23 protein-coding genes and 1 tRNA gene are annotated in these 23,968 nt (G+C 60.4%); 19 read left to right on the top strand and 5 right to left on the bottom strand.

Annotation, left to right across the window (positions count from 1 at the left end; translation table 11 throughout):
• Nucleotides 1-67: 67 nt before the first annotated feature.
• Genes ACO6TG_RS07230 through ACO6TG_RS07220 form a run of 3 tightly spaced genes read left to right on the top strand, consistent with a single transcriptional unit; the run spans nucleotide 68 to nucleotide 2,395 of the window.
• On the top strand, nucleotides 68-424 hold the full coding sequence (locus tag ACO6TG_RS07230) for an ArsR/SmtB family transcription factor (protein WP_422377552.1): 357 nt from the start codon (nucleotides 68-70) through the stop codon (nucleotides 422-424).
• Nucleotides 417-1,532: a permease gene (locus ACO6TG_RS07225; protein ID WP_422377551.1), complete on the top strand. Its 1,116-nt coding sequence runs from the start codon at nucleotides 417-419 to the stop codon at nucleotides 1,530-1,532. Before ACO6TG_RS07230 ends, ACO6TG_RS07225 begins: the two co-directional genes overlap by 8 nt.
• 11 nt (nucleotides 1,533-1,543) lie before the next feature.
• Nucleotides 1,544-2,395, top strand: coding sequence for a transglutaminase domain-containing protein (locus tag ACO6TG_RS07220; protein WP_422377550.1), 852 nt, complete (start codon nucleotides 1,544-1,546; stop codon nucleotides 2,393-2,395).
• Nucleotides 2,396-3,086: 691 nt separating this feature from the next.
• On the opposite strand, the gene ACO6TG_RS07215 is transcribed toward ACO6TG_RS07220, so the two are convergent.
• Entirely contained in the window at nucleotides 3,087-3,776 is a 690-nt protein-coding gene (locus tag ACO6TG_RS07215; protein WP_422377549.1) for a dimethylsulfonioproprionate lyase family protein, read from the bottom strand.
• A 382-nt stretch (nucleotides 3,777-4,158) separates the two neighbouring features.
• Here ACO6TG_RS07215 and ACO6TG_RS07210 point away from each other — a divergent pair, with 382 nt between their 5' ends.
• From ACO6TG_RS07210 to ACO6TG_RS07195, 4 genes are all read left to right on the top strand, one after another.
• On the top strand, nucleotides 4,159-5,256 hold the full coding sequence (locus ACO6TG_RS07210; RefSeq protein ID WP_422377548.1) for an NAD(P)/FAD-dependent oxidoreductase: 1,098 nt from the start codon (nucleotides 4,159-4,161) through the stop codon (nucleotides 5,254-5,256).
• A 156-nt stretch (nucleotides 5,257-5,412) separates the two neighbouring features.
• On the top strand, nucleotides 5,413-6,000 hold the full coding sequence (locus tag ACO6TG_RS07205) for a GNAT family N-acetyltransferase (protein ID WP_422377547.1): 588 nt from the start codon (nucleotides 5,413-5,415) through the stop codon (nucleotides 5,998-6,000).
• 231 nt (nucleotides 6,001-6,231) lie between these two features.
• Entirely contained in the window at nucleotides 6,232-7,002 is a 771-nt protein-coding gene (locus tag ACO6TG_RS07200; RefSeq protein ID WP_422377546.1) for a substrate-binding periplasmic protein, read from the top strand.
• 183 nt (nucleotides 7,003-7,185) lie between these two features.
• Nucleotides 7,186-8,070 (top strand): substrate-binding periplasmic protein, encoded by an 885-nt coding sequence (locus tag ACO6TG_RS07195; protein ID WP_422377545.1) that lies wholly within the window; start codon nucleotides 7,186-7,188, stop codon nucleotides 8,068-8,070.
• Nucleotides 8,071-8,082: 12 nt separating this feature from the next.
• On the opposite strand, the gene ACO6TG_RS07190 is transcribed toward ACO6TG_RS07195, so the two are convergent.
• Nucleotides 8,083-8,829, bottom strand: a complete 747-nt coding sequence (locus ACO6TG_RS07190; protein WP_422377544.1) for an SIMPL domain-containing protein — start codon at nucleotides 8,827-8,829, stop codon at nucleotides 8,083-8,085.
• A 214-nt stretch (nucleotides 8,830-9,043) separates the two neighbouring features.
• Between ACO6TG_RS07190 and ACO6TG_RS07185 the strand changes: the two genes are divergently transcribed.
• Complete coding sequence (locus ACO6TG_RS07185; RefSeq protein WP_422377543.1) at nucleotides 9,044-9,622, top strand: hypothetical protein; 579 nt, start codon at nucleotides 9,044-9,046, stop codon at nucleotides 9,620-9,622.
• 5 nt (nucleotides 9,623-9,627) lie between these two features.
• On the opposite strand, the gene ACO6TG_RS07180 is transcribed toward ACO6TG_RS07185, so the two are convergent.
• The gene (locus tag ACO6TG_RS07180) at nucleotides 9,628-10,695 is read right to left on the bottom strand and encodes an AI-2E family transporter (protein ID WP_422377542.1); all 1,068 of its coding nucleotides are present in this window, start codon (nucleotides 10,693-10,695) and stop codon (nucleotides 9,628-9,630) included.
• A 213-nt stretch (nucleotides 10,696-10,908) separates the two neighbouring features.
• Between ACO6TG_RS07180 and ACO6TG_RS07175 the strand changes: the two genes are divergently transcribed.
• Nucleotides 10,909-10,985, top strand: a tRNA-Ile gene (locus ACO6TG_RS07175).
• A 288-nt stretch (nucleotides 10,986-11,273) separates the two neighbouring features.
• On the opposite strand, the gene ACO6TG_RS07170 is transcribed toward ACO6TG_RS07175, so the two are convergent.
• On the bottom strand, nucleotides 11,274-12,908 hold the full coding sequence (locus tag ACO6TG_RS07170; protein WP_422377541.1) for a hypothetical protein: 1,635 nt from the start codon (nucleotides 12,906-12,908) through the stop codon (nucleotides 11,274-11,276).
• Nucleotides 12,909-13,778: 870 nt separating this feature from the next.
• Here ACO6TG_RS07170 and ACO6TG_RS07165 point away from each other — a divergent pair.
• Nucleotides 13,779-14,495, top strand: a complete 717-nt coding sequence (locus ACO6TG_RS07165) for an HD domain-containing protein (protein WP_422377540.1) — start codon at nucleotides 13,779-13,781, stop codon at nucleotides 14,493-14,495.
• 316 nt (nucleotides 14,496-14,811) lie between these two features.
• Here the strand turns inward: ACO6TG_RS07165 and ACO6TG_RS07160 are convergent, their stop codons facing one another.
• Complete coding sequence (locus ACO6TG_RS07160; protein WP_422377539.1) at nucleotides 14,812-15,930, bottom strand: LacI family DNA-binding transcriptional regulator; 1,119 nt, start codon at nucleotides 15,928-15,930, stop codon at nucleotides 14,812-14,814.
• A gap of 111 nt (nucleotides 15,931-16,041) precedes the next feature.
• On the opposite strand from ACO6TG_RS07160, the gene ACO6TG_RS07155 reads away from it, so the two are divergent.
• From ACO6TG_RS07155 to ACO6TG_RS07115, 9 genes are all read left to right on the top strand, one after another.
• On the top strand, nucleotides 16,042-16,221 hold the full coding sequence (locus tag ACO6TG_RS07155; protein ID WP_422377538.1) for a hypothetical protein: 180 nt from the start codon (nucleotides 16,042-16,044) through the stop codon (nucleotides 16,219-16,221).
• A gap of 33 nt (nucleotides 16,222-16,254) precedes the next feature.
• Nucleotides 16,255-17,397 carry a TRAP transporter substrate-binding protein gene (locus ACO6TG_RS07150; RefSeq protein ID WP_094071807.1) on the top strand — a complete coding sequence of 381 codons (1,143 nt, stop codon included), beginning with the start codon at nucleotides 16,255-16,257 and terminating at the stop codon, nucleotides 17,395-17,397.
• A gap of 114 nt (nucleotides 17,398-17,511) precedes the next feature.
• Nucleotides 17,512-18,027 (top strand): TRAP transporter small permease, encoded by a 516-nt coding sequence (locus ACO6TG_RS07145; RefSeq protein WP_422377537.1) that lies wholly within the window; start codon nucleotides 17,512-17,514, stop codon nucleotides 18,025-18,027.
• 11 nt (nucleotides 18,028-18,038) lie between these two features.
• Entirely contained in the window at nucleotides 18,039-19,370 is a 1,332-nt protein-coding gene (locus tag ACO6TG_RS07140; protein WP_422377536.1) for a TRAP transporter large permease, read from the top strand.
• Between the two features lie 8 nt (nucleotides 19,371-19,378).
• Nucleotides 19,379-20,692 carry a histidinol dehydrogenase gene (gene hisD, locus ACO6TG_RS07135; RefSeq protein ID WP_422377535.1) on the top strand — a complete coding sequence of 438 codons (1,314 nt, stop codon included), beginning with the start codon at nucleotides 19,379-19,381 and terminating at the stop codon, nucleotides 20,690-20,692.
• Nucleotides 20,693-20,696: 4 nt separating this feature from the next.
• Complete coding sequence (locus ACO6TG_RS07130) at nucleotides 20,697-21,449, top strand: SDR family NAD(P)-dependent oxidoreductase (protein WP_422377534.1); 753 nt, start codon at nucleotides 20,697-20,699, stop codon at nucleotides 21,447-21,449.
• The gene (locus ACO6TG_RS07125; protein ID WP_422377533.1) at nucleotides 21,446-22,453 is read left to right on the top strand and encodes a zinc-dependent alcohol dehydrogenase; all 1,008 of its coding nucleotides are present in this window, start codon (nucleotides 21,446-21,448) and stop codon (nucleotides 22,451-22,453) included. Before ACO6TG_RS07130 ends, ACO6TG_RS07125 begins: the two co-directional genes overlap by 4 nt.
• 10 nt (nucleotides 22,454-22,463) lie before the next feature.
• The gene (locus tag ACO6TG_RS07120; protein ID WP_094071802.1) at nucleotides 22,464-22,754 is read left to right on the top strand and encodes a UxaA family hydrolase; all 291 of its coding nucleotides are present in this window, start codon (nucleotides 22,464-22,466) and stop codon (nucleotides 22,752-22,754) included.
• A 12-nt stretch (nucleotides 22,755-22,766) separates the two neighbouring features.
• Nucleotides 22,767-23,948 carry a UxaA family hydrolase gene (locus ACO6TG_RS07115; RefSeq protein ID WP_094071801.1) on the top strand — a complete coding sequence of 394 codons (1,182 nt, stop codon included), beginning with the start codon at nucleotides 22,767-22,769 and terminating at the stop codon, nucleotides 23,946-23,948.
• The last annotated feature ends 20 nt before the right edge of the window (nucleotides 23,949-23,968 follow it).

The raw sequence follows: 23,968 nt of genomic DNA, 5'->3' as shown, positions 1-23,968 counted from the left end.
CCGGATCTGCTAAAATCGCAGGTCCGGCTTTGTTGACAGGCGCTTAAAAAACTATATAACTAGAAATATGGTTATATTGAGTGAGGCGACGATGGATCCGGAAGTGGCAGCCCAGGGCTTTGCGGCCCTTGGTTCTGAAGCGCGATTGCAGGTGGTGCTGACTTTGGTCAAGGCCGGCAAGACGGGGTTGACGGTGGGGGACATCCAGTCCCGGACCGGCATGGCCGCGTCGACGCTGGCCCATCACCTGAAGTTTCTCTCTTCCGCCGGACTGGTCAATCAGGAAAAGGACGGCCGTTCGGTGATCAACCGGGCCGCGTTCGATCACCTGGAAAACCTGGCCGGATACATCCTGAAAGAATGCTGTTCCGACGAGAACGGCTGCGCCGACCCGTTGCAGGAAAGAGAACTGATCCATGACTGATACGGTGGAGACCATCGAGCTTGCGGAGAAATCCGCATCGAGCAGCTGCTGCGCATCGACGCCGTCGACCGGCGCGGACGCCAAACCCAGATGGACCTTCAAGTCCTTCCCGGGCCGAAAATATCTTCTGTCGACCTGGGCGATCGTTGTTGCGGGGCCGCTTCTGGTTCTTTTGCTCGATCAGGCGCAGTTCATTCCCTTTGTCAGCTTTGCCGTTCAGGCCTTCGGCGGCACCTTGCCCTATATCGCCTTTGCGGTTGCGCTGATCGCATGGCTGAAGGCGGCCGGAGCGGAAGCTTATGTCGGCAAGGCTTTCGAAGGGCGCGAGACCCAGGCGATCTTCCTGGCTGCGCTCTTCGGCGGCCTTGCGCCTTTCTGCTCCTGCGAAGTCATCCCCTTCATTGCCGGTCTTCTGGCGGTCGGGGCGCCGCTCTCCGCCATCATGGCCTTCTGGCTGTCTTCCCCGCTGATCGATCCGCCGACATTGCTGATCACGGCCGGTGCGCTGGGCTGGCCCTTTGCCATCGGCAAGGCGGTGTTTGCCGTCGCCCTCGGTCTCTTTGGCGGGTTCCTGGTCTCGCTGCTGCTGCGCACGGGTGTCTTTGCGAACCCGGTCAAGATCGGCTCTTCCGTTGGTGGCTGCGGCTGTGGTGCGTCGCCGAAAACCGGCCGGCCCGTCTGGCAGTTCTGGCGTGAAACCGAGCGTAAGGAACGGTTCGGGGAAGAGCTCAAGACCAATGCGCTCTTTCTGGTGAAATGGCTGGCCCTCGCCTATGTGCTGGAAGCGGCGCTGGTAACTTATGTTCCGGCGGATCTGATTGCCGGTGTCGTCGGCGGCGAAGGGCTCGGCTCCATCGTGATTTCCGCGCTTGTCGGCATGCCCGCCTATCTCAACTCCTATGTGGCGCCGCCGCTTCTGGCCGGCCTGATGGACCAGGGCATGAGCGCCGGTGCGGCCATGGCCTTCATGATTGCCGGTGCGGTCAGCTCCATTCCCGCCATGGCGGCGGTCTGGTCGCTGGTCAAACCGCAGGTCTTTGCGACCTATCTGGGGCTTGGATTTGTCGGGGCCGTTCTGTCCGGCCTGATTTTCCAAATGGTGATCTGAGGACCATGATGATGCGCACCCTTGTTTCCGTTGCCGTTGCTCCCGAGGCGGACGCAAACCGCAAACTGCTGATCCCGATCGGCCTGCCGACACCGTACCAGTTGCCGGCCGGGTTCGAGATTGCCGGTGGCAGCATGACCCTGACGGGCGAGAGCACCACCGGCCAGATGGCAGCCCTCGTGACGCCGGAGCCCGGCGCTACGGTTGAGGTCAGCTACAGCTATCTGGGCGGCGGGCCGGGCTATCCGGATGGGCTGTTTACCCCGCACCGGAACAGGTTCACGCAGGCCGCCCGGGATCTTGTCTTCGATGCAATCAACATCGCCGACGCGCAGCCCGATGGGCACGCAAGCATCCAGGCTCTGGTCAACGCGGCGGCGGAGAAATTCCGCTATGCGCATCCCGAGGTGCGGTTCAACGACGGCTGCAAGGAAATCCCCTATCTGGCCTGCGGCCTGACCGAAGGGTCGTGCGTCGACATCAACACCTACCTGATCGCGTCCTTGCGGGCGGCGGGGTTCGAGGCAGGCTATGTCACCGGCTATTTCTTTCCGGAAGAGAAAAACGGCTGCTGCAGCGACATGCATTGCTGGGTGGTGACACGGCATGACGGCGTGGTTCTGGAGTGGGATATTGCCCATCATCTGAAAATGGGCACGCGGGATGTCTGCTGCGGGCTCAACCCCAAGCCGGGCGACCGCGTCGCTGTCGCCCATTCCATGGGTCTCACCTTCCCGGATCTTGGTATTTCCTGCGAGAAACTGATAGGCGAGCCCGCCTGGATCAGCCCCGACGGCCGCCTCGACAAGGCGGACGTCACCATCAGCCGCAAGATTATCGGCGCGGACGAGGTCGCGGCCTAGGGCGGCTTCCTTTCCCGCTTGTCCTCTCGGAGTTGGCAAGGCCAAATCCGGGATCCGGTACCCGCAGGCCTTTGCGCTTCCAGCCGGCACCGGGGTTACTGGGTCCCGGACCTCCGCTGCGCTGCGTCCGGGATGACAATGTGAAGGCCTGCCGGGGCGGGAGCGCGCTGGCGGATGGGGGCAAAGTTTCCGTTTTTTCGTCATGCCATGGCGCGACCATGGCATCCATGCCCTTGCCTCAAGTGATGGATTTACCCGCCGAGAGGCGACGGCATGGATTGCCGGGGCAGGCCCGGTAATGACGAAGAAAAGGGATTTTCAAAGCGAACGGCCTTGAGGGTTCGGCGCATGTCTTCCCCAGTTGTCATCCCGGATTGGCAAAGCCAAGTCCGGGATCCAGTACCCGCAGGCCCTTGCGCTTCTAGCCGGCACCGGGGTTACTGGGTCCCGGATCTCCGCTGCGCTGCGTCCGGGATGACAAACGCGAGGCAGCCGCGCGACAAGATCGATACGACGCTAGCAATGCATTTCTGTTGTCATCCCGGATTGGCAAAGCCAAGTCCGGGATCCAGTACCCGCAGGCCCTTGCGCTTCCAGCCGGCACCGGGGGTGCTGGGTTACGGACCTCCGCCAAGCAGCATCCCGGATGACAACGCAGAGAGTTTGCCGGGATGGGAGCGGAGGAGACGTGTCACCCTCGTTTCCGGCTGAACACCATCTTCTGGTTGGCAAGGCGGTCCTGGGGACCGATCCAGGCATAGGCAAGCAGCGCCGGTTCGGTCTTGGAGACCGTGATCCGGTGGGTATGTTCAGGCGGGTTGAAGATCATCGAGCCGGGCGCATAAACCCCCTGGTGGTTTTCAGAGACCGCCCCCGACAGGCACAGATAACTTTCCGAAATGCCGCTATGGGCATGGGCCGGATAGGTGCAGCCGGGCGCGAACAGCACCAGGCCCAGGATGACCTCGGTTGTCAGGATCGGGCCGTTGGGACCGCAGATCTCCGCATAGGCATAGGTCTTGTCGAGGCCGCGCGGCACCTTCTCATAGCCATATTGCCAGATCAGATGGTCCTGAATGCTTTCCACGGCCCGGATCAACGGCGCAGTTCTTTCCAGCCGGCCTTCGTCGAGCGCCCGTTTCAGATGGGCCGTGACCGGCTTTTGCGCCGGAGCGTCGAACCGGATTTCGGCCTTGGACCTGCTGACCCGGCTGATGGCCTCGCGCACGGCGCGCTGATGAGCGCGGATCTTGTCGCTGCCGCCGGAGGACAGAAACCTGTAGGCTTCGTAAATCTCGCGCAGCAGATAGCCCCAGTCCGGATAGTCGGACAGACGCTTCTGGGCCACGGTGTCCGCCTGGGAGATTTCAGGATCTTGCATTGTGGCTCCTCTTGCCGGACGGCCGAATTCGGCACCGTGTCACCCTAACCCTGCGCAAGGTAGCGCCTTCCTTTTGTGCGGCAACCGGAAACACATATCCGCCATGTGTCTTTTGTGACTAGGGGCAGGACCCATGAATTTGAGTGAAATGGCAGGGATGAATTTGTTCGGATACGAGGCGCGAAGCTGCAGGAAACCGTCCGGTTTTCAATGAGTTGCAACGACGTTGCCGGGCAAGAAGCCCGCTTATCGGGTTTCTCCTTGCAGCTCCTCGCCGTTTGCCGCGCCATTCCGATCAAATTAATGGGCCTGTCCCCAGGCAATGGCTTGCGCAAGAAATTTGCCTCGATACTCTGCCGGTTCACACCGCAGGACGAATCCCATGACTGTTTTGATTGTCGGCGCCGGCATTTCCGGCCTTTCCACCGCCTGGGCCCTTGCCAAGAGGGGCGTTGAGGTGACGCTTCTGGAGCAGGGGCCGATCCCCAATCCGCTGTCGGCCTCAGGCGACCAGCACCGCATCATCCGCCGGGCCTATGGCGGTCAGGGCGGGTATCAGCGCCGCATCGGCGATGCCTATGCCGCCTGGGATGAAATGTGGTCCGATCTCGGTCAGAAACACCTGGCTGAAACCGGCTTTCTGCTGATGTCGCAGCAGGAAGGCGACGGCGGCGATGAATATCGCGAGGGTTTGCGTGCGGGCGGCTATCCGTTTGAGCAGCTGTCACCGGAAGAGACCGCAGCCCGCTATCCCTTTGTCGATCCGGCAACGATCCGCTATGGCGCCACCAGCGCGGAAGGGGGCGTGCTTTTGTGTCAGAAGATTGCCGCCGGCCTGCGCGACTGGTTGCGTCAGGCCGGGGCGGATGTGCGGGAAAACACGCCGGTCACGGCTGTCGATGCAAGCGCCGGCACCGTCACGCTCGCCGATGGGGCAGAGCTTTCCGCAGAGCATGTCATCGTGACAGCCGGTGCCTGGACGCTCGGCCTCTTCCCGAAGCTTTATGTCAGCCTGACCACCTACCGCACGGCCGTTGTCTATCTGACCCCGCCGGAGGATCTGCGCGCGGCCTGGGAAAGGGCGCCGGCGATCCTCGATCCGGGCGGGCCGATCGACGGTTATGTGCTGCCGCCGGTTGCCGGCACCGGCCTGAAATTCGGCGCAGGCATTCACAAATACAAGGCAGCTCCGGATCAGGACCGGGTCGCCAGGACGGGCGAGGGCGAAACCCTGCGGGACTATTTCTCGCCGCCCTTTGCCCGGATCGGCGAATACAGGGTCGATGATGTCGTGACCTGTGCCTATACCTTCACCGCCGACGAGCATTTTTTCGCCGTCAGCGAAGACAAGGTCACCGTCGTGTCCGCCTGTTCCGGACATGGGTACAAGTTCGGCGCCGTTGTCGGGCAGAAACTGGCGGAAGGCGTTGTGACCGGCGACATGAAGACGGCCCGTCTGTGGCTGGAGGCCAGGGACTGAGCCTGGAAGATTTTTGTGCTGGGATAGAGGTGGACTGGCTGGCATGCCGTTCCGGACGGTTTCCCGCCGAAGCCAGGCGGCAAAGACCGGCAACACCTCGGCAGTTGCGGGTAAGCTTACGGAGAAATGAAAGCTGCGGCCAAGAAGGACCAAGCCATGTCCATTGAAATCAAACGCCTGACCGGCGGGGACCTGAAAGCAGCGCTCGATGCGCTGGCCGGGCTCAGGATCTCCGTGTTTCGTGCCTGGCCCTACCTTTATGAGGGAACACTCGAGTACGAGGCGAAATACCTGCAGCGCTATGCCGAGACGGAGGGGGCGGTGATCGTCGGCGCCTATGACGGCGACAGGCTGGTCGGGGCGGCAACCGGCGAACCGCTGGGCGAGGAACTGGAAGACTTTCGCGCACCACTCGAAGCCCGCGGGTTCAACCTCGACCGGATCTTCTACATGGCCGAATCCGTGCTCGATCCGGTCTATCGCGGACAGGGCATCGGGCATCGCTTCTTTGATGAGCGGGAGGCCCATGCGCGTTCACTCGGCTTTGACGAAGCGGTCTTCTGTGCGGTGATCCGGCCGGAGAACCACCCCTTGAAACCGGCGGATTATGCGCCGCTGGATCCGTTCTGGCGGAAACGCGGCTACGAAAAACTGCAGGATGTCATCGTGACCTTTCCCTGGCTCGATGTCGGCGACACGAACGAAACAGATAAGCCGATGCAGGTCTGGTACCGGAAGCTGTGACGGTTTTCGTGGCGCGCTTCGTGCCACGGCAATCTCACCGTTTGCGGAGGATTATTTTTTAACCGCAGGTATCATTCAAGTAGTTCATGGTTTTCTTGCCCATGATAATACTGCCTATAAATTGTTTTTAAGAATGTAATCATTGTTCTTGCTTAGTCTTCCTGACCTTGAAAGCAGTATCTTTCGAATTTGTAGATGAGCCACGACGTGGCAAGGGCAAGGAGAGCGATCATGTTGGTGCGGACCTTTCGTTTTCTGGCAGGCTTCGGGGCCTGCTTTTTTGCAGCAGTCACCGTTGCAGAGGCGGTGGACTGCCCGCGCGGCGGCACATTGCTGGCGGGTGCAAGTGATTATCGCCCCTATCAGAAGGTGGAGGGCAAGGATGTCTCCGGCATGGATGTGGAAGTGCTTGAAGCCGTGCTCGGCAAGCTCGGCTGCAGTCTGAAAATCGACGCTCTGCCCTGGGCGCGCCATCTGAAAGGCATTCAGGACGGTTCGGTGGATATTGCCTCGCCGGTTTCCAAGACCGAAGAACGGGAAAGCTACGCCCATTTCACCAGTCCCTATGTCAATGCGCGGCAATTGCTGTTTGTCGCGCCGGGCAATGAAACGGCCTCGGTCGACCTGACGGCCTTCTTCGCAGGAGGCGGCAAGCTCGGAGCCATCCGTGAATATGCTTACGGCGGCGACTACATGACCCTGAAGGAGACCCATGCGGGCCAGGTCGATGAAACCGACAGTCTGGAATCCAACCTGAAGAAGCTGGCCGCTGGCAGGGTGGATGCGACCCTTGGGGAGGAATTTGTCGTCGGCGCTGAAATCAAGAGGCTGGGCCTTGGGGACAAGGTGGTTGCCTCTGAAACCGTCATCTCTTCCGATCCCTCCTACTTCATGTTCTCCAAAGCGAGCGTTCCGGAAGAGTTCGTGGCTGCCTTCAGCGCTGAGCTTCAGAAAATGAAGGACAATGGCGAATTCGACGCCATCATTGCAAAATATCGCTGAGGCTTTCCCGGCGTTTTTCTGTTGTTGATCCGAAATCGTGGCCGCTCCGCAAGATACGGAGCGGCCTCACATGCATTTGGTTGGAATTGTTAACCTGGTTGCGTCAGTTTGTTTGCCGAAAAGGCGTGGTTCCGGCAGGCCATACCATGGCCCGGAAACCAAGAGGACATGGGCGGGACTTGAATGATCAAAGAAGCACCTGACAGGTGCGGCATCGTTCTGACATCGATTGAGATTTTACGCATTCGGCTTGTTGCCGCCGTGCTTCTCTGGCAATTCCTGATGGTTTTAAGCCTTGGCGTTTCACCGCTTCGGGCGGAAGGGTTGCGGCTGATCACGTCTCCCTGGCCTCCCTCCAACTACCTGTCGGAGGACGGCCGACCGACAGGCCTGAGCGTGGCCGTGGTCGAAGCGCTGAAGGAGCGGGTCGGCGAAACGGCGCCGATCGAGGTGATCCCCTGGGCCCGCGGTTATCTCACCGCGCAGCAAAACCCCAACGTGATGCTGTTCACAGCAGGGCGCACCCAGGAGCGGCTCGACATGGGGTTTGATTTCATCGGCCCCATCGTGATGTGGTCGCATGTCCTGCTGGCGCCGCGTGACAATCAGGTTGACGTGGCAAGTCTTGAGGACGTCCGTTCCAAGGGATTGACGGTGGCGGGGGTGCGCGGCTCCTGGCAGATCAAGATGATCGCTGAGGCCGGTATCCAGGCAGTGGAGACCGAAGATCACGCAACCGCCGCCAGGATGTTGCTGGCCGGCCGGGTCGATTTCTGGTTCACCTCGCGCCTGCAGGCTTCTGCTGTGCTCATGGAGCTGGGCAAGCGCGGGGATGCTGTTGTGCCGGTCCACACCGTGCGCCGGTCGCCCTCCTACCTGATGGTCTCCAAGGGAACCGATGCTGCGGTGCTGGCCGCGTGGCGCCAGGCCTATGCGGACTTGCTGCTGACGGATTTCTTCGACAGAACCGCCCGGGACTGGAGTGGCCGTCTCGGGGTTCCGCTGCAGTTCCGGGCAGAAGAAGGATTTGTCGCCGAGAGCCTTGACCTCGGCGACACGGGATCCTGACCGTTCCGGTCCTTACTTCAACGACCAGCTGATGGTGACGTTGGCGGCGATGGTTTCCTCGCCTGCTTCGACGGGAACCGGGCTGCCCTTGGCCAACATCATGGATTCAGCGCGCATCATGACCGGCCGGGGCATCTGAACGCCGGTTTCGGTAATGGTCAGAATGCCGCCAAGTTCCGCACCGGCGGCAGCGGCGAACACCTCGGCCTTGTGCCGGGCTGCGTCAACGGCCTTCTTGCGGGCCTCATCCAGCTTTTCCGCCGGGTCGCTGACTTCAAAGCGGATGCCGTCAACGGCATTCGCGCCACTGTTCACTACCAGCGTCAGGAGGTCACCGAGCTTGGTCAGATCGCGGATCTTGACTTCAACACCATTGCGGATCTCATAACCGACGATATCCGGCTGGCGGTCGGAAGACTTGGAGTGATCGTAGCGTGGATAGATGCCGAAACCGGTCGTCTGGATATCCTTGGCCTCGATGCCATTGGCCTTGATTGCATCGATGACCTTGGCGATGGCCGCGCTGTTGCCGGACAAGGCGTCCGCAGCGTCCTCGCCGGTCGTCACCACGCTTGTGGAGATCACGGCCATGTCGGGCGCAACGGCCACGCTGCCCCGGCCTTCCATCGTGATGGTGCCGGATGCCGGAGCCTCGTCCTGCGCAAGGGCAGGCGCTGCCCCCACAAGGGCAGCGCTCAGTCCCGCGGCCAGAACGGCCTTGCGCAGCAGCGGGACGGGCAGGAAATAGCGGACTTTCATATGATCTCTTCCTTGAAAAACACCTGAATTTCGGTGCCGGACTGTCATCACTGATTGCGGCGCGGTCATGACCGCCGCGTTCATCTTCGGTTCACCCAGCCGGACCCCATCTTCTCTTCATGGGGGCGGTGTTTAGGAATTTCAACCTCTGGGTAGCGCTTCGTTAAATCCCGGCGTGTAGGAAATTGGCAGGTGGATGTTTCCAGGGGCTGTCATGACACTTCCCAGAATGAGCCGGCGTTTGTTCCTACTGGTGAGCGTGCTGATATTCCTGATCGAGCTTGCCGGCGTATTCCTGATCATTGATCTTTTTCTCGGCTGGCAGACGACCTGGCATCTTGAACACAGCGCGGCGCGCGGTGATGCCAGCCTGTGGGTGCTGGCTCTCTTTGCAGTGATGCTGGTGGCCCGCATCGTAGCCGCCATGCTGAGGCTGAAAGATGCGGGCGTATCGGTGTGGTTCGCCCTTGCCTATGGTGTGCCGTTGCTCTTGGTCGGTTTTTTCGATGCCATGGTGTTCGCGTTGGTGACGCCGGAGGCGGAGTTCTTCACGCCCGCTATTTTCCGTATTGCAACGTTTGTCTCCTGGCTGGCGATCCTGCTGGTCCCTGCGGCCGGGCACGGGTTCTGGCGTGCCGGTCCGCGCGGACGGGCCGTTCCGGCCGACCCGGCCGGTCCAGGCGGGCTTCCGGTCGATGCACCACACACTCCTTCAAGGTCGGCTGTACCGGACCGGCGGCAGCCAATCATGACAGGACGACCGGCCAGGGCCTTTGGCAAACGCGGGTCCTGAAAGGATCAGGACGCCTTTTGCGTTTCTCCCGGCAGCGGCCCGACGTCGCCGGTTTCCGACAGAAGAACCGCAATCGGGCGGGCGCCTTCGAACCGGGCACAGACGATTACGATCATCACGGTCAGCGGCACGCACAGCACCATGCCGACGACACCCCAGATCGCACCCCAGAAGGCCAGCGACAACATGATCACCAGCCCGGAGAGATTGAGGTTGGAGCCCATCAGACGCGGTTCCACGAGATTGCCGACGGCAAACTGGATCAGGCCGAGGCCGGTGGCGATGGCAAAGAACGGGCCGAGCGTGTCGTAATAGACAATGGCGAGCAGGCTCGGGAAAATCACGCCGATCAGCGAGCCGATGGTCGGAATGTAATTGAGCAGGAAGGCGATGAAGCCGAAGAGGGCCGCGTAGGGCAGGCCTATGGCCAGCAGGACAAGGCTGGTCAGCGCGCCGGTCGCCACCGAGACGGCCGTCTTGATCGAGAAGTAGTGCATGATCGAGCGGTTGATTTCCGCGCGCATGGCAAAGGCGGCTTCGGCCCGTTCCGGAGTGGCGAACAGCCGCTCGAATTTCCGGTCGAAGGTGGACTGTTCCAGGACCAGGAACAGCACATAGATGAAGACCAGGCTGGCGGAGCCCGCCAGCGTCGTCACCAGGCTGGCACCGGCCGTCACCATGCGCGGCACGACGGAATCCGGCAGGAGATCCTTCAGTTCGAGCGGGTCGTTCAGGTCCAGGTGTTTGGAGACTTGGTTAAAGAGCTCCTCCAGGCGCCGCTGATAGGTGGGCGCGTCCTGGGCAAGCTGAGCCAGATTGACCGTGACGATATCGAGGACGAATGTGGCCGCGGCAAAAATGGCAAGGAGAGCCAGCGGAAAAGCGACAAAACCGGGCAGCCGCCAGCGTCCGATGGGGATGGCGGCAAAGAGATGGGCCAGGGAATTGATCATGTACCAGACGATCAGGGCGATCACGAATGGCAGGATCAGCGAGCGCCCGACCACCAGCAACCAGCCGACCATGCAGACCAGAAGAACGCTCAGCGTGACGGACAGAAGCGGGGATCGCATGGCGGCTCCGGTTTGAGGCGTGGGGCAAGGCTTTCATTTAGACCGATTGCGTCCGGGAACGGAACCGTTTTTGCCGCTTGCGGCTAGCCGGCCCCCGTGTCCCGGTTGCCTTTCCAGACCTTTTTGTCTTTGCCGCCGCAAATCCCTTGCCCCGTTTTCCCGCCATGGTATAGGGAGAATTATGCAGGCACGGCATGCGCTGGAACCTGCCGTGGGCCTGTAGCTCAACTGGTTAGAGCCGTCCGCTCATAACGGATTGGTTGGGGGTTCGAGTCCCTCCGGGCCCACCACACTCTCTTTTTTCCTTTTCAAGTCAAAAAGTTATTGAAATTCATAGCTTTGTTTGGCCTGCTTCATTTCAAATAGGCTGTTGGCGCCCTTTGGTGCCGCTACAAGCACACGAGCTTTGCGGTAATGATCACGGGCGGATGCGCACTCTCTTTTCAGGACACGATAGGTTCGACTTCTACCACCGATCTGAGGGCACAAAGCGCTTACTAGCTGCGTTTTGAAAAATAGCTAACGTGAAGCCGAAGGCCGCCGACCTGCCATCGGTTATACATTCGGCGAAGCAGTAATTATGACGATCTTACAGATGTGTCATTTGCATCTATCCTGTAAGTCGACGTCGAAGGTGTCGACGAAAACAGGCCGTCGAGTATGACTGCATCCTCAATATTTTCGTAGGGCTTTTCTACAACTTCACCTCGGTTCCGCATGTCTAGTTGGAGAATCTGTTTTAGTTCGGTCGGCCCTATCGTTCCTTCGAACGCAAGCGCTGCTAAAATCTTTGGTTTACTCATTGTCAGCTTAATGCTTTCGACTCCGGCTGAGCCAAATTCACCGAGCCGTACCATCTGCGCACAAATCACGTACTGACCAACCGGTACGGCTGCCGAATAAAATACACTCGCTCGATCACCTTCGCTGAACCGAACCTCCTGGGGAGCGCCGCTGGTGGCGATGATCTTTTCCTCCAACGTCAACCGCAGGAACGCCAGGATCGCCTCACCGTGGTCGATGATCTCGGTCTGCGAGAAGCCAAACCCCTCGGGAACTGTTGCTCTTGGCATGTACCGTTGCAACAACTGCACAAAAGGCAGGATGGACTGCCGATTCCGTACTCCTTCGGGGTCTGCGGGCAGACGCAAGTTGCCCCAGAGCGCGGGCTTTGAGTCAATCCACAATTGGAACGCTATCTCCTTGCCAGCTGCTTCACAAACCAGCCGAAGATACTGTTCTAGTTCATCAAGCGAAGCCTGCCTATCAACGGGAAGTGCCAGGGTCGTGTCGATCGCTGTCAAATCGCTGAGCTTGAAGACGAGATCAAGGAACACTCCTCGAACCCGGATGCGGCGGTTGCTTTCATTTTGTAAAGAAAACTGCGGTGCGAGCACGCCCACCGGGCAAGCTATATCGCCACCTGGGAGCCCAGAGAACACGATCGTCGAGCTGGTAGGCGAACTCGTATCGACGCTCAAATGGCCCGGTCCAACATCAAACATAGGTGCGCGTAACCGGATGCCGAACCGTTCACTGTAAGCGACCGTGCCGTCGCATGGCACGGATTTTCTAATGCCTAATGAAAGGTCGATAAGGTCCTCTTCTGTTACTCCTTCTGGGAAGCGCAGGCCTAACTGGCCAAAGCCCTCTTCTCCGACGCCCGAGAAGTAGAGCTGCTTGGCTTTCTCCTTCGCATATTCCGTTCCTTGCTCTGAGGCGATCCGATGGAGGACGGACATCACATCGGAATCATTGATCCGGTGCTCGTCTTTGAACCGTATCGTTACAGTTGCTTTGTGGTGGTCTATGCGCTCATCTACTTCCAACTCGCGGGAACGCAGGATGGCGTGTTCGATCAAGTCGTCCCACACGTGTCGGACGTACATCGCTTTCGGCTTTCGGTTGCCGGGTTCAAAAACAAACAAAACATAAAAACAAGGGTCAGGACGGCTGGCAAAGCGCATGGCGTTCGACAGCTTCACCTGGACCACGGGCTCCCCTTCCGTCGCTTTCACTTGCACCACCGCCACTGGCGGCGACGGTTTCATGTCGAGGGGAAGTTTGTGCGACGGATAGGGAAATTCGACGATGTAATCCCAACCGCGTCGATCGTTGTTGGCCTTGTTCGCCACTGCGCCAGGATAGTCGTTGCACAAGCTCTCGAACTCAGATTGCCCGAGACCGCCAAGATCGCGATGTTCTTCGTCCATTGTACCGTTTTTCCATTTACACTCGTTGGTGTTCAGTCCTGAGTGTCAGCGGAGGACGCTTGCAACACTCCTGTATGCAGTATCACAACTCATCTCTGCAGCCGGTTACCCATCGCCTCTATTCTCCGGATTGTCTCGAATTTCGCTCATTGCTATCGACCCATACGTATAAAAGTCCGCGTACAACTAAAAAAATATCGACTTTTGCGACATACCTGGTGCTGTTCAGATGAACATAAATACGCGAAATGGAAATGCGCTTGAAGGCTTCGAATTACAGCTAAGAGGGCCGTCTACGCTCGGTTGGACCTCAGTCGAACGTGAAAGAAGTTGGTATCTCAGCAATTAGTATTGATCTCAAGCAGTGTCTGGTTTCGGAGAACGCGTTGAGAGCTACGAACACCTAATGTGGTGGGCGCTGCAATATGGTCTTCGCGCGGGGAAGGGAGCATGTTACTCCTAATGCACAGATCTCCAGTTGTCCCTGGACCGTGTAATCGATTGCGAGCTTTGTTTGAGTGTGTGACTCTACTCCAAGCTGGTTCTTATAAATTTCTTACCTATTTGAAAAATATAATCCTTTCAGCTGTTTAGCCTTTTCCCTCCGGGCCCACCATTTTCAATATCAGACGAAGTCAGCTATCGCCTGACGATGGCTCAGGTTCGACCTTTATGTCAGCGTCATCGCGTCACTGTGCTTGTCCAAACATGTCCGCCAAGCAGATGTTGATTGGCGAGCCGATGCGCTCAAGCGTCGCGACTACCGGGGCCGACACCGGCATCTCTTCCGCGCAATGTCCTATGCAGCGATGCGGGGCATGGACCGTCGATACCGAAACACGGACAAATGCCGACTAACAGGGGCGGGAAATGCGGGGCCGTCCCGGTCGATTGGCTGGCGTTCAGCTCAACGACAAGGTCAAAGCTTTAGGGTTCGTTGAAACGACTATCCGGGCAATCGTGGTGAGGGGCATCAACAATCAAAAACTTGACTCTCCCCCTTCAACAGGACACGGCGACATCATACGAAGGGACCTGGCAGCCAAACCGAAGAGACCAATGGGAATGACAGTCAATTCTGCGTCCGAGGCTTTGGAACTCCTGCGGTCACTGAAGGCGCCGGCGCGGTTGATTACACATGTGGCGCTGGTGGGGGAGGCGGGCCAGGAACTCGCCGATGGCCTGTCCGATCTGGAGGTTCCATTTGACCGTCAGTTTGTCGAAATCGGGATTGCCCTCCATGACGCCGGGAAAATAACCCACCCGGAAGAGCTCGATCATCCCGGGAACCTCCACGAGCCGGCAGGTCAGGCGCTGTTGCTCGCGGGCGGCGTTGATCCAGGACTGGCGCGGTGCTGCCTGAGTCACGCCCGTTTCAACAGCATGCCGGTTTCCTTCGAGGAGCTGCTGGTCGCTGCTGCAGACAAGCTCTGGAAAGGAAAGCGAGAAGTGGATCTGGAGCTCAGGATTATCGATGAGATGGCAAGCCGGCTGCAGTCCGACCGGTGGAGCCTGTTCACCGACATTGACAGTCTGTTCGAGAAAGTCGCGGCGCGTGGAAGCTGTCGACTGGCCCGAAGCGCTTAAGCAGGCCGGATGAACTGCTCCGAACTCTGCCCACGTGGTGCTGCCAAATAGTCCACACGAGCCCTGACACTGAAAAGGCTGTTGCGGATTGCCGTCAGTTGAACAGGGGATCAGGGCAGTCTTTTACGTCAATGGAGCCTGATCTTGAGCATCCCTGCCTGGCCGAAGCCCAATCAACCAGAAGCAAAGCCGACCGGCGCTGTGAAATGCCCCGAGCAGCAAGAGATTTGGCAAGGGTGATCCATTTCACTTGTTTGTTGCCAGGAGGTTTTTGACTGACCGCAGCTGTCGATCGGGTGTGCTTTCTGCTTGCCTGTCACTTCTCAACGCGATGTTCTGTCCTGTCAGGCTTGGCAAGTCCCGGCGCAGCGCCGAGCGTCTCCCTCAGGCAGATGGTGGTCGGCAAAGCGATGCTTTCGGGATTGCCGCCTTCCAGCGCCGACATCAGGGTCTGGGCCGCGCATTGGCCCATGCGGCGGTGAGGAACGTGGACCGTCGTCAGCGGCACCGGGGCAACGCTGGCCAATTCGATGTCGTCGAAGCCGGTGATCGACACATCTTCGGGAATGCGCAGGTTCATGGCGGCTGCGGCCCGCAGTGCGCCCACCGCAAGCACGTCATTGCCGCACATCACAGCCGTCGGTCGCCGGGGACCGGACATCAGCTTTCGAAAGGCGCTGTCGCCGTTCTCAATGGAATACTGGGTCTCTTCGACTTTCAGGTCTGCCGGGTCGAGGCCGGCCGCCTCCATGGCCTGGCGAATGCCGTGGACACGATCCCGCGCACGATCATTGGCGCCGGTTTCGGCGGAAATGCAGGCGATGGAGCGGTGCCCGTGCTCCAGAACCATGTCGGCAAGCGCGCGCATGGCCTGCTTGTTGTCGAACCCGACAGACAGAAGGTCCTTCTCCGGATCGGCAACCCAGGTCATCACCGCCGGGATCTTTCGTTTTTTCAAAAATTCATAGACGCGTTCGTCGCGCTGGTAGCCGATCAGTAGCAATGCGTCCGCGCCGCGCACGGTCAGCGTTCTGATCTGCTCCTCCTCCAGGTCCGGCCGGTAGGACGAGCTGGCGACAAGGAGCGTGCAGCCGTTCTGCTGCAGCTCCTCCTGAAAGGCCTGGATGCCACGCGCAAAGATCGCGTTTTCCATGGTCGGAATGATAGCGCCGATGGTGTTGGTGCGTCCGGCGGCGAGCGCGCGCGCACTATAGTTCGGCGAATATCCGAGCCGGTCGACCGCCTCCATGACGATCTGCAATGTCTTCTTCGTGACCCGGTCCGGAGAATTGAGGCATCTGGAAACCGTGGCCGTCGAAACCCCTGCTGCAACAGCAACATCGGCGAGCGTCGGCACCTGCGACGCCGGTGGTTTCGGTCGGTCTTCCATCATGTCGGAGCGTTGCCAACGCGGATCGGTCTTAAGTTCATTCAAACTGCCTTACAGGCATTTTCGGTTCGGGAGAACCATTTTTCCGCTTGCATCCTAAAATGTAAGCGCTTACATTTTTCTGCAGCCGGGTAATTTGATCGTTGGGAGGTGATCATGCTTTTGGCTCTGGCGGCCGCTCTATTTGCCGTATTCGCGATCAACGTAACGATCGGTTCCTTTGGCGGGACGCCGTTTTTCGGAAATGTCGGAGAGATGATCTTGCTGTTTGCCGTGTCCATCATGTTCACGGCGGCAGTGCTCAGGAGAGAAGCAAACGAACGCTCCGGCAAGTAGTCCGGCCGATGCCGGACTTTTAGGGAGGAAATCATGAAGAAGACAGAAGACCTCGCGTCGCGCGAGCGCCGTAATTTCTTGAAGCTGGCCAGTGCCGGTGGCTTTACCGCGGCCGTGGTCGCAGGCGCCGCCGGGACCTTGTGGTCGGATGAAGCTGTCGCGCAGACCGCGCAGGAAGAAAGAGAGCGCGAAAAGGCAGCCGCGCACACCATGACGCTTGCGACCGCCTATATTCTCGGCGCCTCGCGCAGCTACCCCATCATGCAGCTGGACCTGAAGGAGAACATTCAGAACGCGACCAACGGCAAGGTCTATGTCAAGCTTGCGCCGGGCGGTCAGCTTGGTGCGGGTGGTGCGCTGGCCCAGGCTGTCCAGGGCGGCACCATCCAGGCAGCCCAGCATTCCCTGTCGAACTTCGCTCCCTTTGCTTCGGCTGTCGATCTGATCAACATGCCGTATTTCTGCGGTTCCAATCAGCGGTTCACCAATCTGGTGACCTCGGATGCCTGGAAAAAGGAAGTCCATCCGAAGATCGAGGCCTCGGGCTTCAAGGCGCTGTTCTATGTGGTGATCGACCCGCGCGTGGTCGCGGTGCGCAAGGGCGGCAACAAGGTGATCACGCCGGCCGATCTCGACGGCGTCAAGTTCCGTGTGCCCGGCTCAGCCATGCTGCAGCAATATTACCGCATGGTCGGCGCCAACCCGACGCCGGTTGCCTGGGGCGAGACGCCTTCGGCCATCAAGCAGGGCGTTGCCGATGCACTCGACCCGTCCGTCGGCGCGCTTTACGTCTTCGGCTTCAAGGACATCCTGAGCCACGTCACCTTCACCCAGGCGGTGCCGGACAGCCAGGTCTATTCCATGAACCTGGAGTGGTTTAACTCCCTGCCGGCCGACGTTCAGGAAGGCATCGAGTTTGCGGGTGAAATCACCGCTCAGCAGAACCTAGCCAAGGTGCCGGCCGCGCGCTCCTACGCCATGTCCGAACTGGTCAAGTCCGGTGTGGAATTCCATTCGCTGACAGAAGACCAGCTGGCCGAATGGAAAGCCGCCGGTGGCTATCAGCGCGAGGAGTGGGACCAGTTCAAGGTTGAGCTGGCCGGATCCATGGATGCCTTCGGGCGCCTTGAAGAAGCTGCCAACACGATGGGCCGCTACTACGTCCACGACGCGTAAGACGTCGCTCTTCCGGCCGGCGCCTGCTGGCGCCGGCCATTGATCCTTGCACATGTCCCTATCACTCGACCGCCGCGTCAGACACCATCTGACGGGAACGGCAGAGGAGTGCCCATGTTAAGAATTCTTCACACCCTGGACCGGAACGGCGAACGCTGGCTGCTGCTGGTCTTCTACGTCACGCTTGTCCTGACCATGTTCGTCGAAGTGGTTCGGCGCGAGGTCTTCGCCTATTCGTCCATCTGGGGTGAAGAGATCGTCCGCTATTCCTTCATCTACCTGGCCTGGGTCGGGGCCGCGGCGGCCGTCAAGGAACGCGGCCATATCCGCATCGACGTGCTCATGCAGTATGTCGGTCCCAAGGTGAAGGCGCTCCTTTACATCTTCGGCGATCTGGTGATGGCGGCCGTCGCGGTCGTGGCCTTCTACTGGTCTCTGGAAACGGTTCTTGTCTCCGCCAAGTTCGGCTCGGTCACCCATGGCCTCCGGATTTCCCAGGTCTGGTTCCTGATGGCGGTGCCCTTCGGCTTCGGCCTGGTGCTCTTCCGCCTCGCCCAGTCTCTCCTGCGCGATCTGCGCGACTTTCGTGACGGCCGGCCCGTCTACGAAGGCGACAAGCTGTTCGACTGAGGGAGGCAAAGATGCTCTGGCAACAATTGCAACAACAGACAGTCGAACTCGGTTGGGAGTTCTACGGTCCTGTCCTGATCTTCGTCCTGCTCGTGGCGCTGGCCGTTCCGGTCTGGGCCGCCATCGGCGCGGCTGCCATCGCCATGCTGATGATTTCCGGCGCCCTGCCGCTGTCGCTGGTCGGTGAAAGCCTCTTTCACGGGATCGACCACTTCGCGCTGACCGCGGTGCCGCTGTTCATCCTGACCGGAGACGTTCTGGTGCGGACCGGTCTCAGCCGCAAGTTCCTGGATGTCGCCGAAGCGCTGACCTGCTGGGCGAAAGGCGGCTTCGGCTCGGCCACCGTCCTGGTCTGCGGCATGTTCTCCGCCATTTCCGGGTCCGATGCGGCAGGCGCTGCAGCGGTCGGCCGCATGACCATCGAGCGGCTCGTGGAAAGCGGCTATCCGCGTCCCTATGCCTGTGCGCTGGTCGCCGCGGGGGCCTGTACCGGTATCCTGATCCCGCCATCGATCGCCTATATCATCATCGGCCTCGTGCTCGGAATTTCCGCTTCGACCCTGTTCCTGGCCGCGGTGATCCCGGGGCTTGCGATCCTCATCTCGATCCTGGTGACGAACATCGTCATGAACCGGATCTATGCCTATGAGGGCGGCGGGCTGATGACCGTCGGCGAGTGGGCCGCCAATCTCGGCCAGGCGCTGAAGTCCGGCTGGTATGCCTTTATCGTGCCCGGCATCATCTTCTACGGCATCTTTTCCGGTCGCCTGACACCGACCGAAGCCGGCGCGGTGGCCGTGGTGGTCACGATCGGCATGGGCTTCATCCTGGGGACACTGAAACTCTCGGATTTTCCGGCCATGCTGGTCAGCTCGGCCAAGGTGAACGGCGTCATCGTTCCGATCATTGCCTTCTCCCTGCCGCTGGCACAGGCGCTGGCGATCCTCGGTGTGCCGCAAGGCTTCGTCTATGCCCTGACCTCGATCACCGAGGAACCGGCGATCCTGATCCTCATGATGATCCTGATCCTGATTGCGGCCGGCTGCGTCATGGAGACCACGCCGAATATCGTGATCCTGGCGCCGATCCTGAAGCCGCTGGCCGACAATATCGGCATGAACGAAATCCAGTTCTGCATCATGATGATCACCGCGCTGGGCGTCGGGTTCATCACGCCGCCGCTGGGTCTCAACCTCTTCGTCGTGTCGGGACTGACCGGGGAGTCGATCCTGAAGATCGCCGCCCGCGCCGTTCCGTTCGTCTTTTTCATGCTCCTCGTGACGTTGCTGATCGCCTATGTGCCGGCGATCTCCACAACGCTGCTTCCCGAGATTTACAAGTAGGGCCCACCATGTCTGTGGAATATCTGAAGAAAGCGGTTCTGACCTCGAAGACCGACGCGTCCGAAACCACCAAGATCGTTCAGGACATCCTCGATACGATCGAGGCCGGCGGCGATGAAGCGGCGCTTGAATATGCGGCGAAGTTCGACAAGTACGAGGGCGACATTCTCCTCTCCGATGCGGCGATTGAGGCTGCCGCGGCGCAGGTTCCCGACAAGCTGAAGCGGGATATTGAATTCGCCCACGCCAATGTGCAGCGCTTTGCCGAGGCACAGAAGGAAACCTGCCAGGATGTCGAGGTCGAGATCATTCCGGGGCTTGTTGCCGGCCAGAAGAGCATCCCGGTCGATACGGCCGGATGCTATATTCCGGGCGGTCGGTACAGCCATATTGCCAGCGCGATCATGACCGTCACAACGGCCAAGGTTGCCGGGTGCCGGAACATCATCGCCTGTTCGCCGCCCCGTCCGGGGATCGGCATCAACCCGGCCATCATCTATGCCGCCAAGGTCTGCGGTGCGGACAAGATCCTCGCCATGGGCGGTGTCCAGGGCGTTGCGGCCATGACCTTCGGTCTCTTCGGCCTGCCCAAGGCCAACATCCTGGTCGGGCCGGGCAACCAGTTCGTTGCCGAGGCAAAACGCATCCTGTTCGGCCGCGTCGGCATCGACATGATCGCGGGACCGACGGACAGTCTGATCCTGGCGGACGGGTCCGCCGACGCCGAAGTGGTGGCTGCCGACCTCGTCGGCCAGGCTGAGCATGGCTACAACTCACCGGTCTGGCTGGTGACCGACACGCGCGCGCTGGCTGAAGAGGTCATGGCACTGGTGCCGAAGCTGATCGACGATCTGCCGGAGGTGAACCGGGACAATGCCGCAGCGGCCTGGCGCGACTATGCCGAAGTCATCCTGTGCGACACGCGCGAGGAAATGGCGGCCACGTCCGATGCCTATGCGCCCGAACACCTGACCGTACAGGCCCAGGATCTCGACTGGTGGAAGGAGCGTCTGTCCTGTTACGGCTCGCTGTTCCTCGGAGAAGAGACCACCGTTGCCTTCGGCGACAAGGCATCCGGCCCCAATCACGTGCTGCCGACGTCAGGTGCTGCCACCTATACCGGCGGGCTTTCGGTCCACAAATACATGAAGATCGTCACCTGGCAGCGGGCAACCCGCGACGCCGCCAAGCCGGTTGCCGAAGCCACGGCCCGGATTTCCAGGCTGGAAGGCATGGAAGGCCATGCGCGCACCGCGGATATCCGGCTGAAGAAGTATTTCCCGGACGAGAGTTTCGATCTGACCGCGGATGCCGGAGCCTGACGGCATGAACGGGTTGTTCGATGTTTCTGGAAAGGTGGCCTGCGTGACCGGGGCAAGCTCCGGTCTCGGCCGCCGCGCGGCGACCGTGCTGGCGCAGGCCGGCGCGCGCGTCGTCGGCGTGGCGCGCCGCGCCGCGGATCTGGAGGCTTGGCGCGCGGAAGCGGGCACAGACACCGCCTGTGTGTCCGCAGATCTGAGCGACCGGGCACAGCTTTCAGAGGTGGCCGCGCAGATCGCGGCTCCCTTCGGATCACCGCAGATCCTGGTCCATGCCGCCGGCATCAACACGCGCCAGGTGGCCGACCAGGTGACGCCGGAAGGCTGGGACATCACCATGACCTTGAACCTGACGGTCCCGTTTTTTCTCAGTCAGGCCTTTGTGCCGGCGATGCGGGACCAGGGCTGGGGCCGTATCATCACCTTTGCCTCGCTCCAGAGCGAGCGCGCCTTTCCGGGCGGGATCGCCTATGGCGCGTCGAAGGGCGGGATCAGCCAGCTGACCCGGGCCATGGCGGAAGCCTGGTCCCGCGACGGCATCAACGCCAACGCCATCGGGCCGGGCTTCTTTCCAACGGAACTGACTGCTGCGGTCTTTGGCGATGATGACCGTGCGGCGCGCAACGCAGCCCAGACCTGTATCGGCCGCAACGGCAATCTAGACGACATTGACGGACCGCTGCTTTTCCTGAGTTCCGATGCCTCGCGCTTTGTCACCGGACAGGTGCTGATGGTCGATGGAGGGTTCACCGCAAAATGAAGGCGCTTGTCTATACCGGGCCCGAGGCGCAGTCTTACCGGGACGTGGAAGACCCTGTTCCCGCTGTGGGAGATGCGCTCATCCAGGTGGCCCATACCGGGATCTGCGGATCGGACATGCATGCCTTTTTAGGGCATGACGACCGCCGCCCGGCACCGCTCATTCTGGGGCACGAAGTGGCCGGCACCGTTCTGTCCGGCGCGCTTGCCGGCAAACGGGTGACCGTCAATCCGCTCGTGACCTGCGGAACCTGCGAAGCCTGCCGGTCCGGCCGGGACAATCTGTGTCCGACCCGGCAGATCATATCGATGCCGCCGCGCGAAGGCGGCTTTGCAGAACGCCTGGCCATGCCGGAGGGCAATCTCGTGGTGGTGCCGGATCATGTATCGGATGCGCAGGCCGCGCTTGCCGAGCCGATTGCCTGCGGCTGGCATGCGGTCCGCCTGGCGCGGACGGCTCTGGCCGGCGGTGCGGGCGAAAACCCGGCCGGGGCGCGCGCCCTGGTGATCGGCGGCGGTGCCATCGGTCTGGGCGCGGCTCTTTCTCTCAAGGCCCAAGGCATTAATGATGTCCGGCTGGTTGAACCCAACAAGGAGCGCGCGCGCTATCTCGCCGACACCTGCGCCCTTGATGTGCTGACACCGGAAGAAGCCGACGACAGCGGCCACTATGATCTGGTCATTGACGGGGTCGGATTTGCCGCGACCCGCGCGGCTGCTTCTGATCGGGCCAAACCCGGTGGCATCATCGTTCATATCGGGCTCGGTTCCGCCGAGGGCGGGCTGGATATTCGCAGAATGACGCTGCAGGAAATCACCTTCATCGGCACCTACACCTATACCGCTCAGGATTTCCGCGACACGGCAAAGGCCATGTTCGACGGTCTTCTGGGCCCGCTCGACTGGGTCGAGACCCGGCCCCTTGCCGAGGGGCAACGCGCCTTCAGCGACCTGCGCTCCGGCCAGGTCGCGGTTCCCAAAATTCTACTCACACCGGATATTTAAGGAGACAGTCATGTCCGAAATCCCTCATCTGCTGGTCCACGAACATGCCGACAATGTCGGTGTTGTCGTCGTGGAAGGCCTGACAGCCGGCACGGACATGCTGTGCTGCGTCACCCATGACAATTCGACCTTTCGCCTGACGGCGGGCGCCGATGTGCCGATCGGCCACAAGATCGCGCTCAAGGATCTGAAGGACGGCGACACGGCGATCAAATACGGCGAGGACATCGGCAAGATCATCGCCGACATTTCCAAGGGCGGCCATGTCCATACCCACAACTGCAAAACCAAGCGCTGGTAAGGAGCCGCTCAGATGTCATCCAAATATTCCAACATGACGGTGCAAGCCTTTCGGCGCGAGAATGGCCGCGTCGGCGTCAGAAACCACGTTGTCATCCTGCCGGTCGACGACATTTCAAACGCGGCCTGCGAAGCCGTTGCCAACAACGTCAAGGGCACGATGGCGATCCCGCATGCCTATGGACGGCTGCAGTTCGGCGAGGATCTTGAACTGCATTTCCGCACCATGATCGGCACCGGCGCCAACCCGAATGTAGCCGCCGTCGTGGTCATCGGCATTGAGCCAGGCTGGACCAAGCGGATCGCCGACGGCATTCGCGAGACCGGCAAGCCGGTCGCCGAATTCTCCATCGAGCAGAACGGCGATTTCGAGACCATTCGGGCGGCTTCCTGGAAAGCCAAGGAATTCGTGCACTGGTCGACCGAGCTGCAGCGCGAGGAGTGCTCGATTTCAGAGCTCTGGGTCTCCACCAAATGCGGCGAAAGCGACACCACCACCGGTCTTGGTTCGTGCCCGACTGTCGGCAACATGTACGACAAGCTCCTGCCGGAAGGCATCACCGGCTTTTTCGGCGAAACCTCGGAAATCACGGGCGCGGAGCATATCTGTCAGAAACGGGCCATCAACGAGGAGGTTGGTGAGCGCTGGTACAAGATGTGGAAGGCCTATCAGGACGATGTCATCTTCGCGCACCAGACCGACGACCTGTCCGACAGTCAGCCGACCAAGGGCAATATCGAAGGCGGGCTGACCACCATCGAGGAAAAGGCCCTCGGCAATCTGGAGAAGATCGGCCGGACGTCCCAGTATATCGATATCCTGGACCCGGCGGAGGCTCCGAAATCCGGCAAGGGTCTCTATTTCATGGATTCCTCTTCCGCCGCCGCCGAGTGCGTGACCCTGATGGCTGCCGGTGGTGCCGTCATCCACACCTTCCCGACCGGGCAGGGCAATGTGGTCGGCAACCCGATTGTGCCGGTCATCAAGATCACCGCCAACCCGCGGACCGTGCGCACGATGTCGGAACATGTGGACGTGGATGTCTCCGGCATCCTGCGCCGTGAAATGACCATTGACGAAGCAGGCGACGCTCTGATCGAAATGATCTGCCGCACGGCCAACGGCCGCAACACCGCGGCCGAGGCCCTGGGTCACCGGGAGTTCTCGATGACCAAACTCTACCGCAGCGCATAGACCGATCGGGCAGGTGACCG

Origin of the sequence: Roseibium sp., assembly GCF_965233565.1 — a bacterium.
In the GTDB taxonomy this organism is placed as follows: domain Bacteria; phylum Pseudomonadota; class Alphaproteobacteria; order Rhizobiales; family Stappiaceae; genus Roseibium.
This window is presented reverse-complemented; position numbering and strand designations above follow the sequence as displayed.

Bases quoted from the DNA above. Each gene is read 5' to 3' on its own strand.
- ACO6TG_RS07230 (WP_422377552.1), top strand. From the start codon at position 68: ATGGTTATATTGAGTGAGGCGACGATGGATCCGGAAGTGGCAGCCCAG.
- ACO6TG_RS07225 (WP_422377551.1), top strand. From the start codon at position 417: ATGACTGATACGGTGGAGACCATCGAGCTTGCGGAGAAATCCGCATCG.
- ACO6TG_RS07220 (WP_422377550.1), top strand. From the start codon at position 1,544: ATGCGCACCCTTGTTTCCGTTGCCGTTGCTCCCGAGGCGGACGCAAAC.
- ACO6TG_RS07215 (WP_422377549.1), bottom strand. From the start codon at position 3,776: ATGCAAGATCCTGAAATCTCCCAGGCGGACACCGTGGCCCAGAAGCGT.
- ACO6TG_RS07210 (WP_422377548.1), top strand. From the start codon at position 4,159: ATGACTGTTTTGATTGTCGGCGCCGGCATTTCCGGCCTTTCCACCGCC.
- ACO6TG_RS07205 (WP_422377547.1), top strand. From the start codon at position 5,413: ATGTCCATTGAAATCAAACGCCTGACCGGCGGGGACCTGAAAGCAGCG.
- ACO6TG_RS07200 (WP_422377546.1), top strand. From the start codon at position 6,232: ATGTTGGTGCGGACCTTTCGTTTTCTGGCAGGCTTCGGGGCCTGCTTT.
- ACO6TG_RS07195 (WP_422377545.1), top strand. From the start codon at position 7,186: ATGATCAAAGAAGCACCTGACAGGTGCGGCATCGTTCTGACATCGATT.
- ACO6TG_RS07190 (WP_422377544.1), bottom strand. From the start codon at position 8,829: ATGAAAGTCCGCTATTTCCTGCCCGTCCCGCTGCTGCGCAAGGCCGTT.
- ACO6TG_RS07185 (WP_422377543.1), top strand. From the start codon at position 9,044: ATGACACTTCCCAGAATGAGCCGGCGTTTGTTCCTACTGGTGAGCGTG.
- ACO6TG_RS07180 (WP_422377542.1), bottom strand. From the start codon at position 10,695: ATGCGATCCCCGCTTCTGTCCGTCACGCTGAGCGTTCTTCTGGTCTGC.
- ACO6TG_RS07170 (WP_422377541.1), bottom strand. From the start codon at position 12,908: ATGGACGAAGAACATCGCGATCTTGGCGGTCTCGGGCAATCTGAGTTC.
- ACO6TG_RS07165 (WP_422377540.1), top strand. From the start codon at position 13,779: ATGCGGGGCCGTCCCGGTCGATTGGCTGGCGTTCAGCTCAACGACAAG.
- ACO6TG_RS07155 (WP_422377538.1), top strand. From the start codon at position 16,042: ATGCTTTTGGCTCTGGCGGCCGCTCTATTTGCCGTATTCGCGATCAAC.
- ACO6TG_RS07150 (WP_094071807.1), top strand. From the start codon at position 16,255: ATGAAGAAGACAGAAGACCTCGCGTCGCGCGAGCGCCGTAATTTCTTG.
- ACO6TG_RS07145 (WP_422377537.1), top strand. From the start codon at position 17,512: ATGTTAAGAATTCTTCACACCCTGGACCGGAACGGCGAACGCTGGCTG.
- ACO6TG_RS07140 (WP_422377536.1), top strand. From the start codon at position 18,039: ATGCTCTGGCAACAATTGCAACAACAGACAGTCGAACTCGGTTGGGAG.
- hisD (WP_422377535.1), top strand. From the start codon at position 19,379: ATGTCTGTGGAATATCTGAAGAAAGCGGTTCTGACCTCGAAGACCGAC.
- ACO6TG_RS07130 (WP_422377534.1), top strand. From the start codon at position 20,697: ATGAACGGGTTGTTCGATGTTTCTGGAAAGGTGGCCTGCGTGACCGGG.
- ACO6TG_RS07125 (WP_422377533.1), top strand. From the start codon at position 21,446: ATGAAGGCGCTTGTCTATACCGGGCCCGAGGCGCAGTCTTACCGGGAC.
- ACO6TG_RS07120 (WP_094071802.1), top strand. From the start codon at position 22,464: ATGTCCGAAATCCCTCATCTGCTGGTCCACGAACATGCCGACAATGTC.
- ACO6TG_RS07115 (WP_094071801.1), top strand. From the start codon at position 22,767: ATGTCATCCAAATATTCCAACATGACGGTGCAAGCCTTTCGGCGCGAG.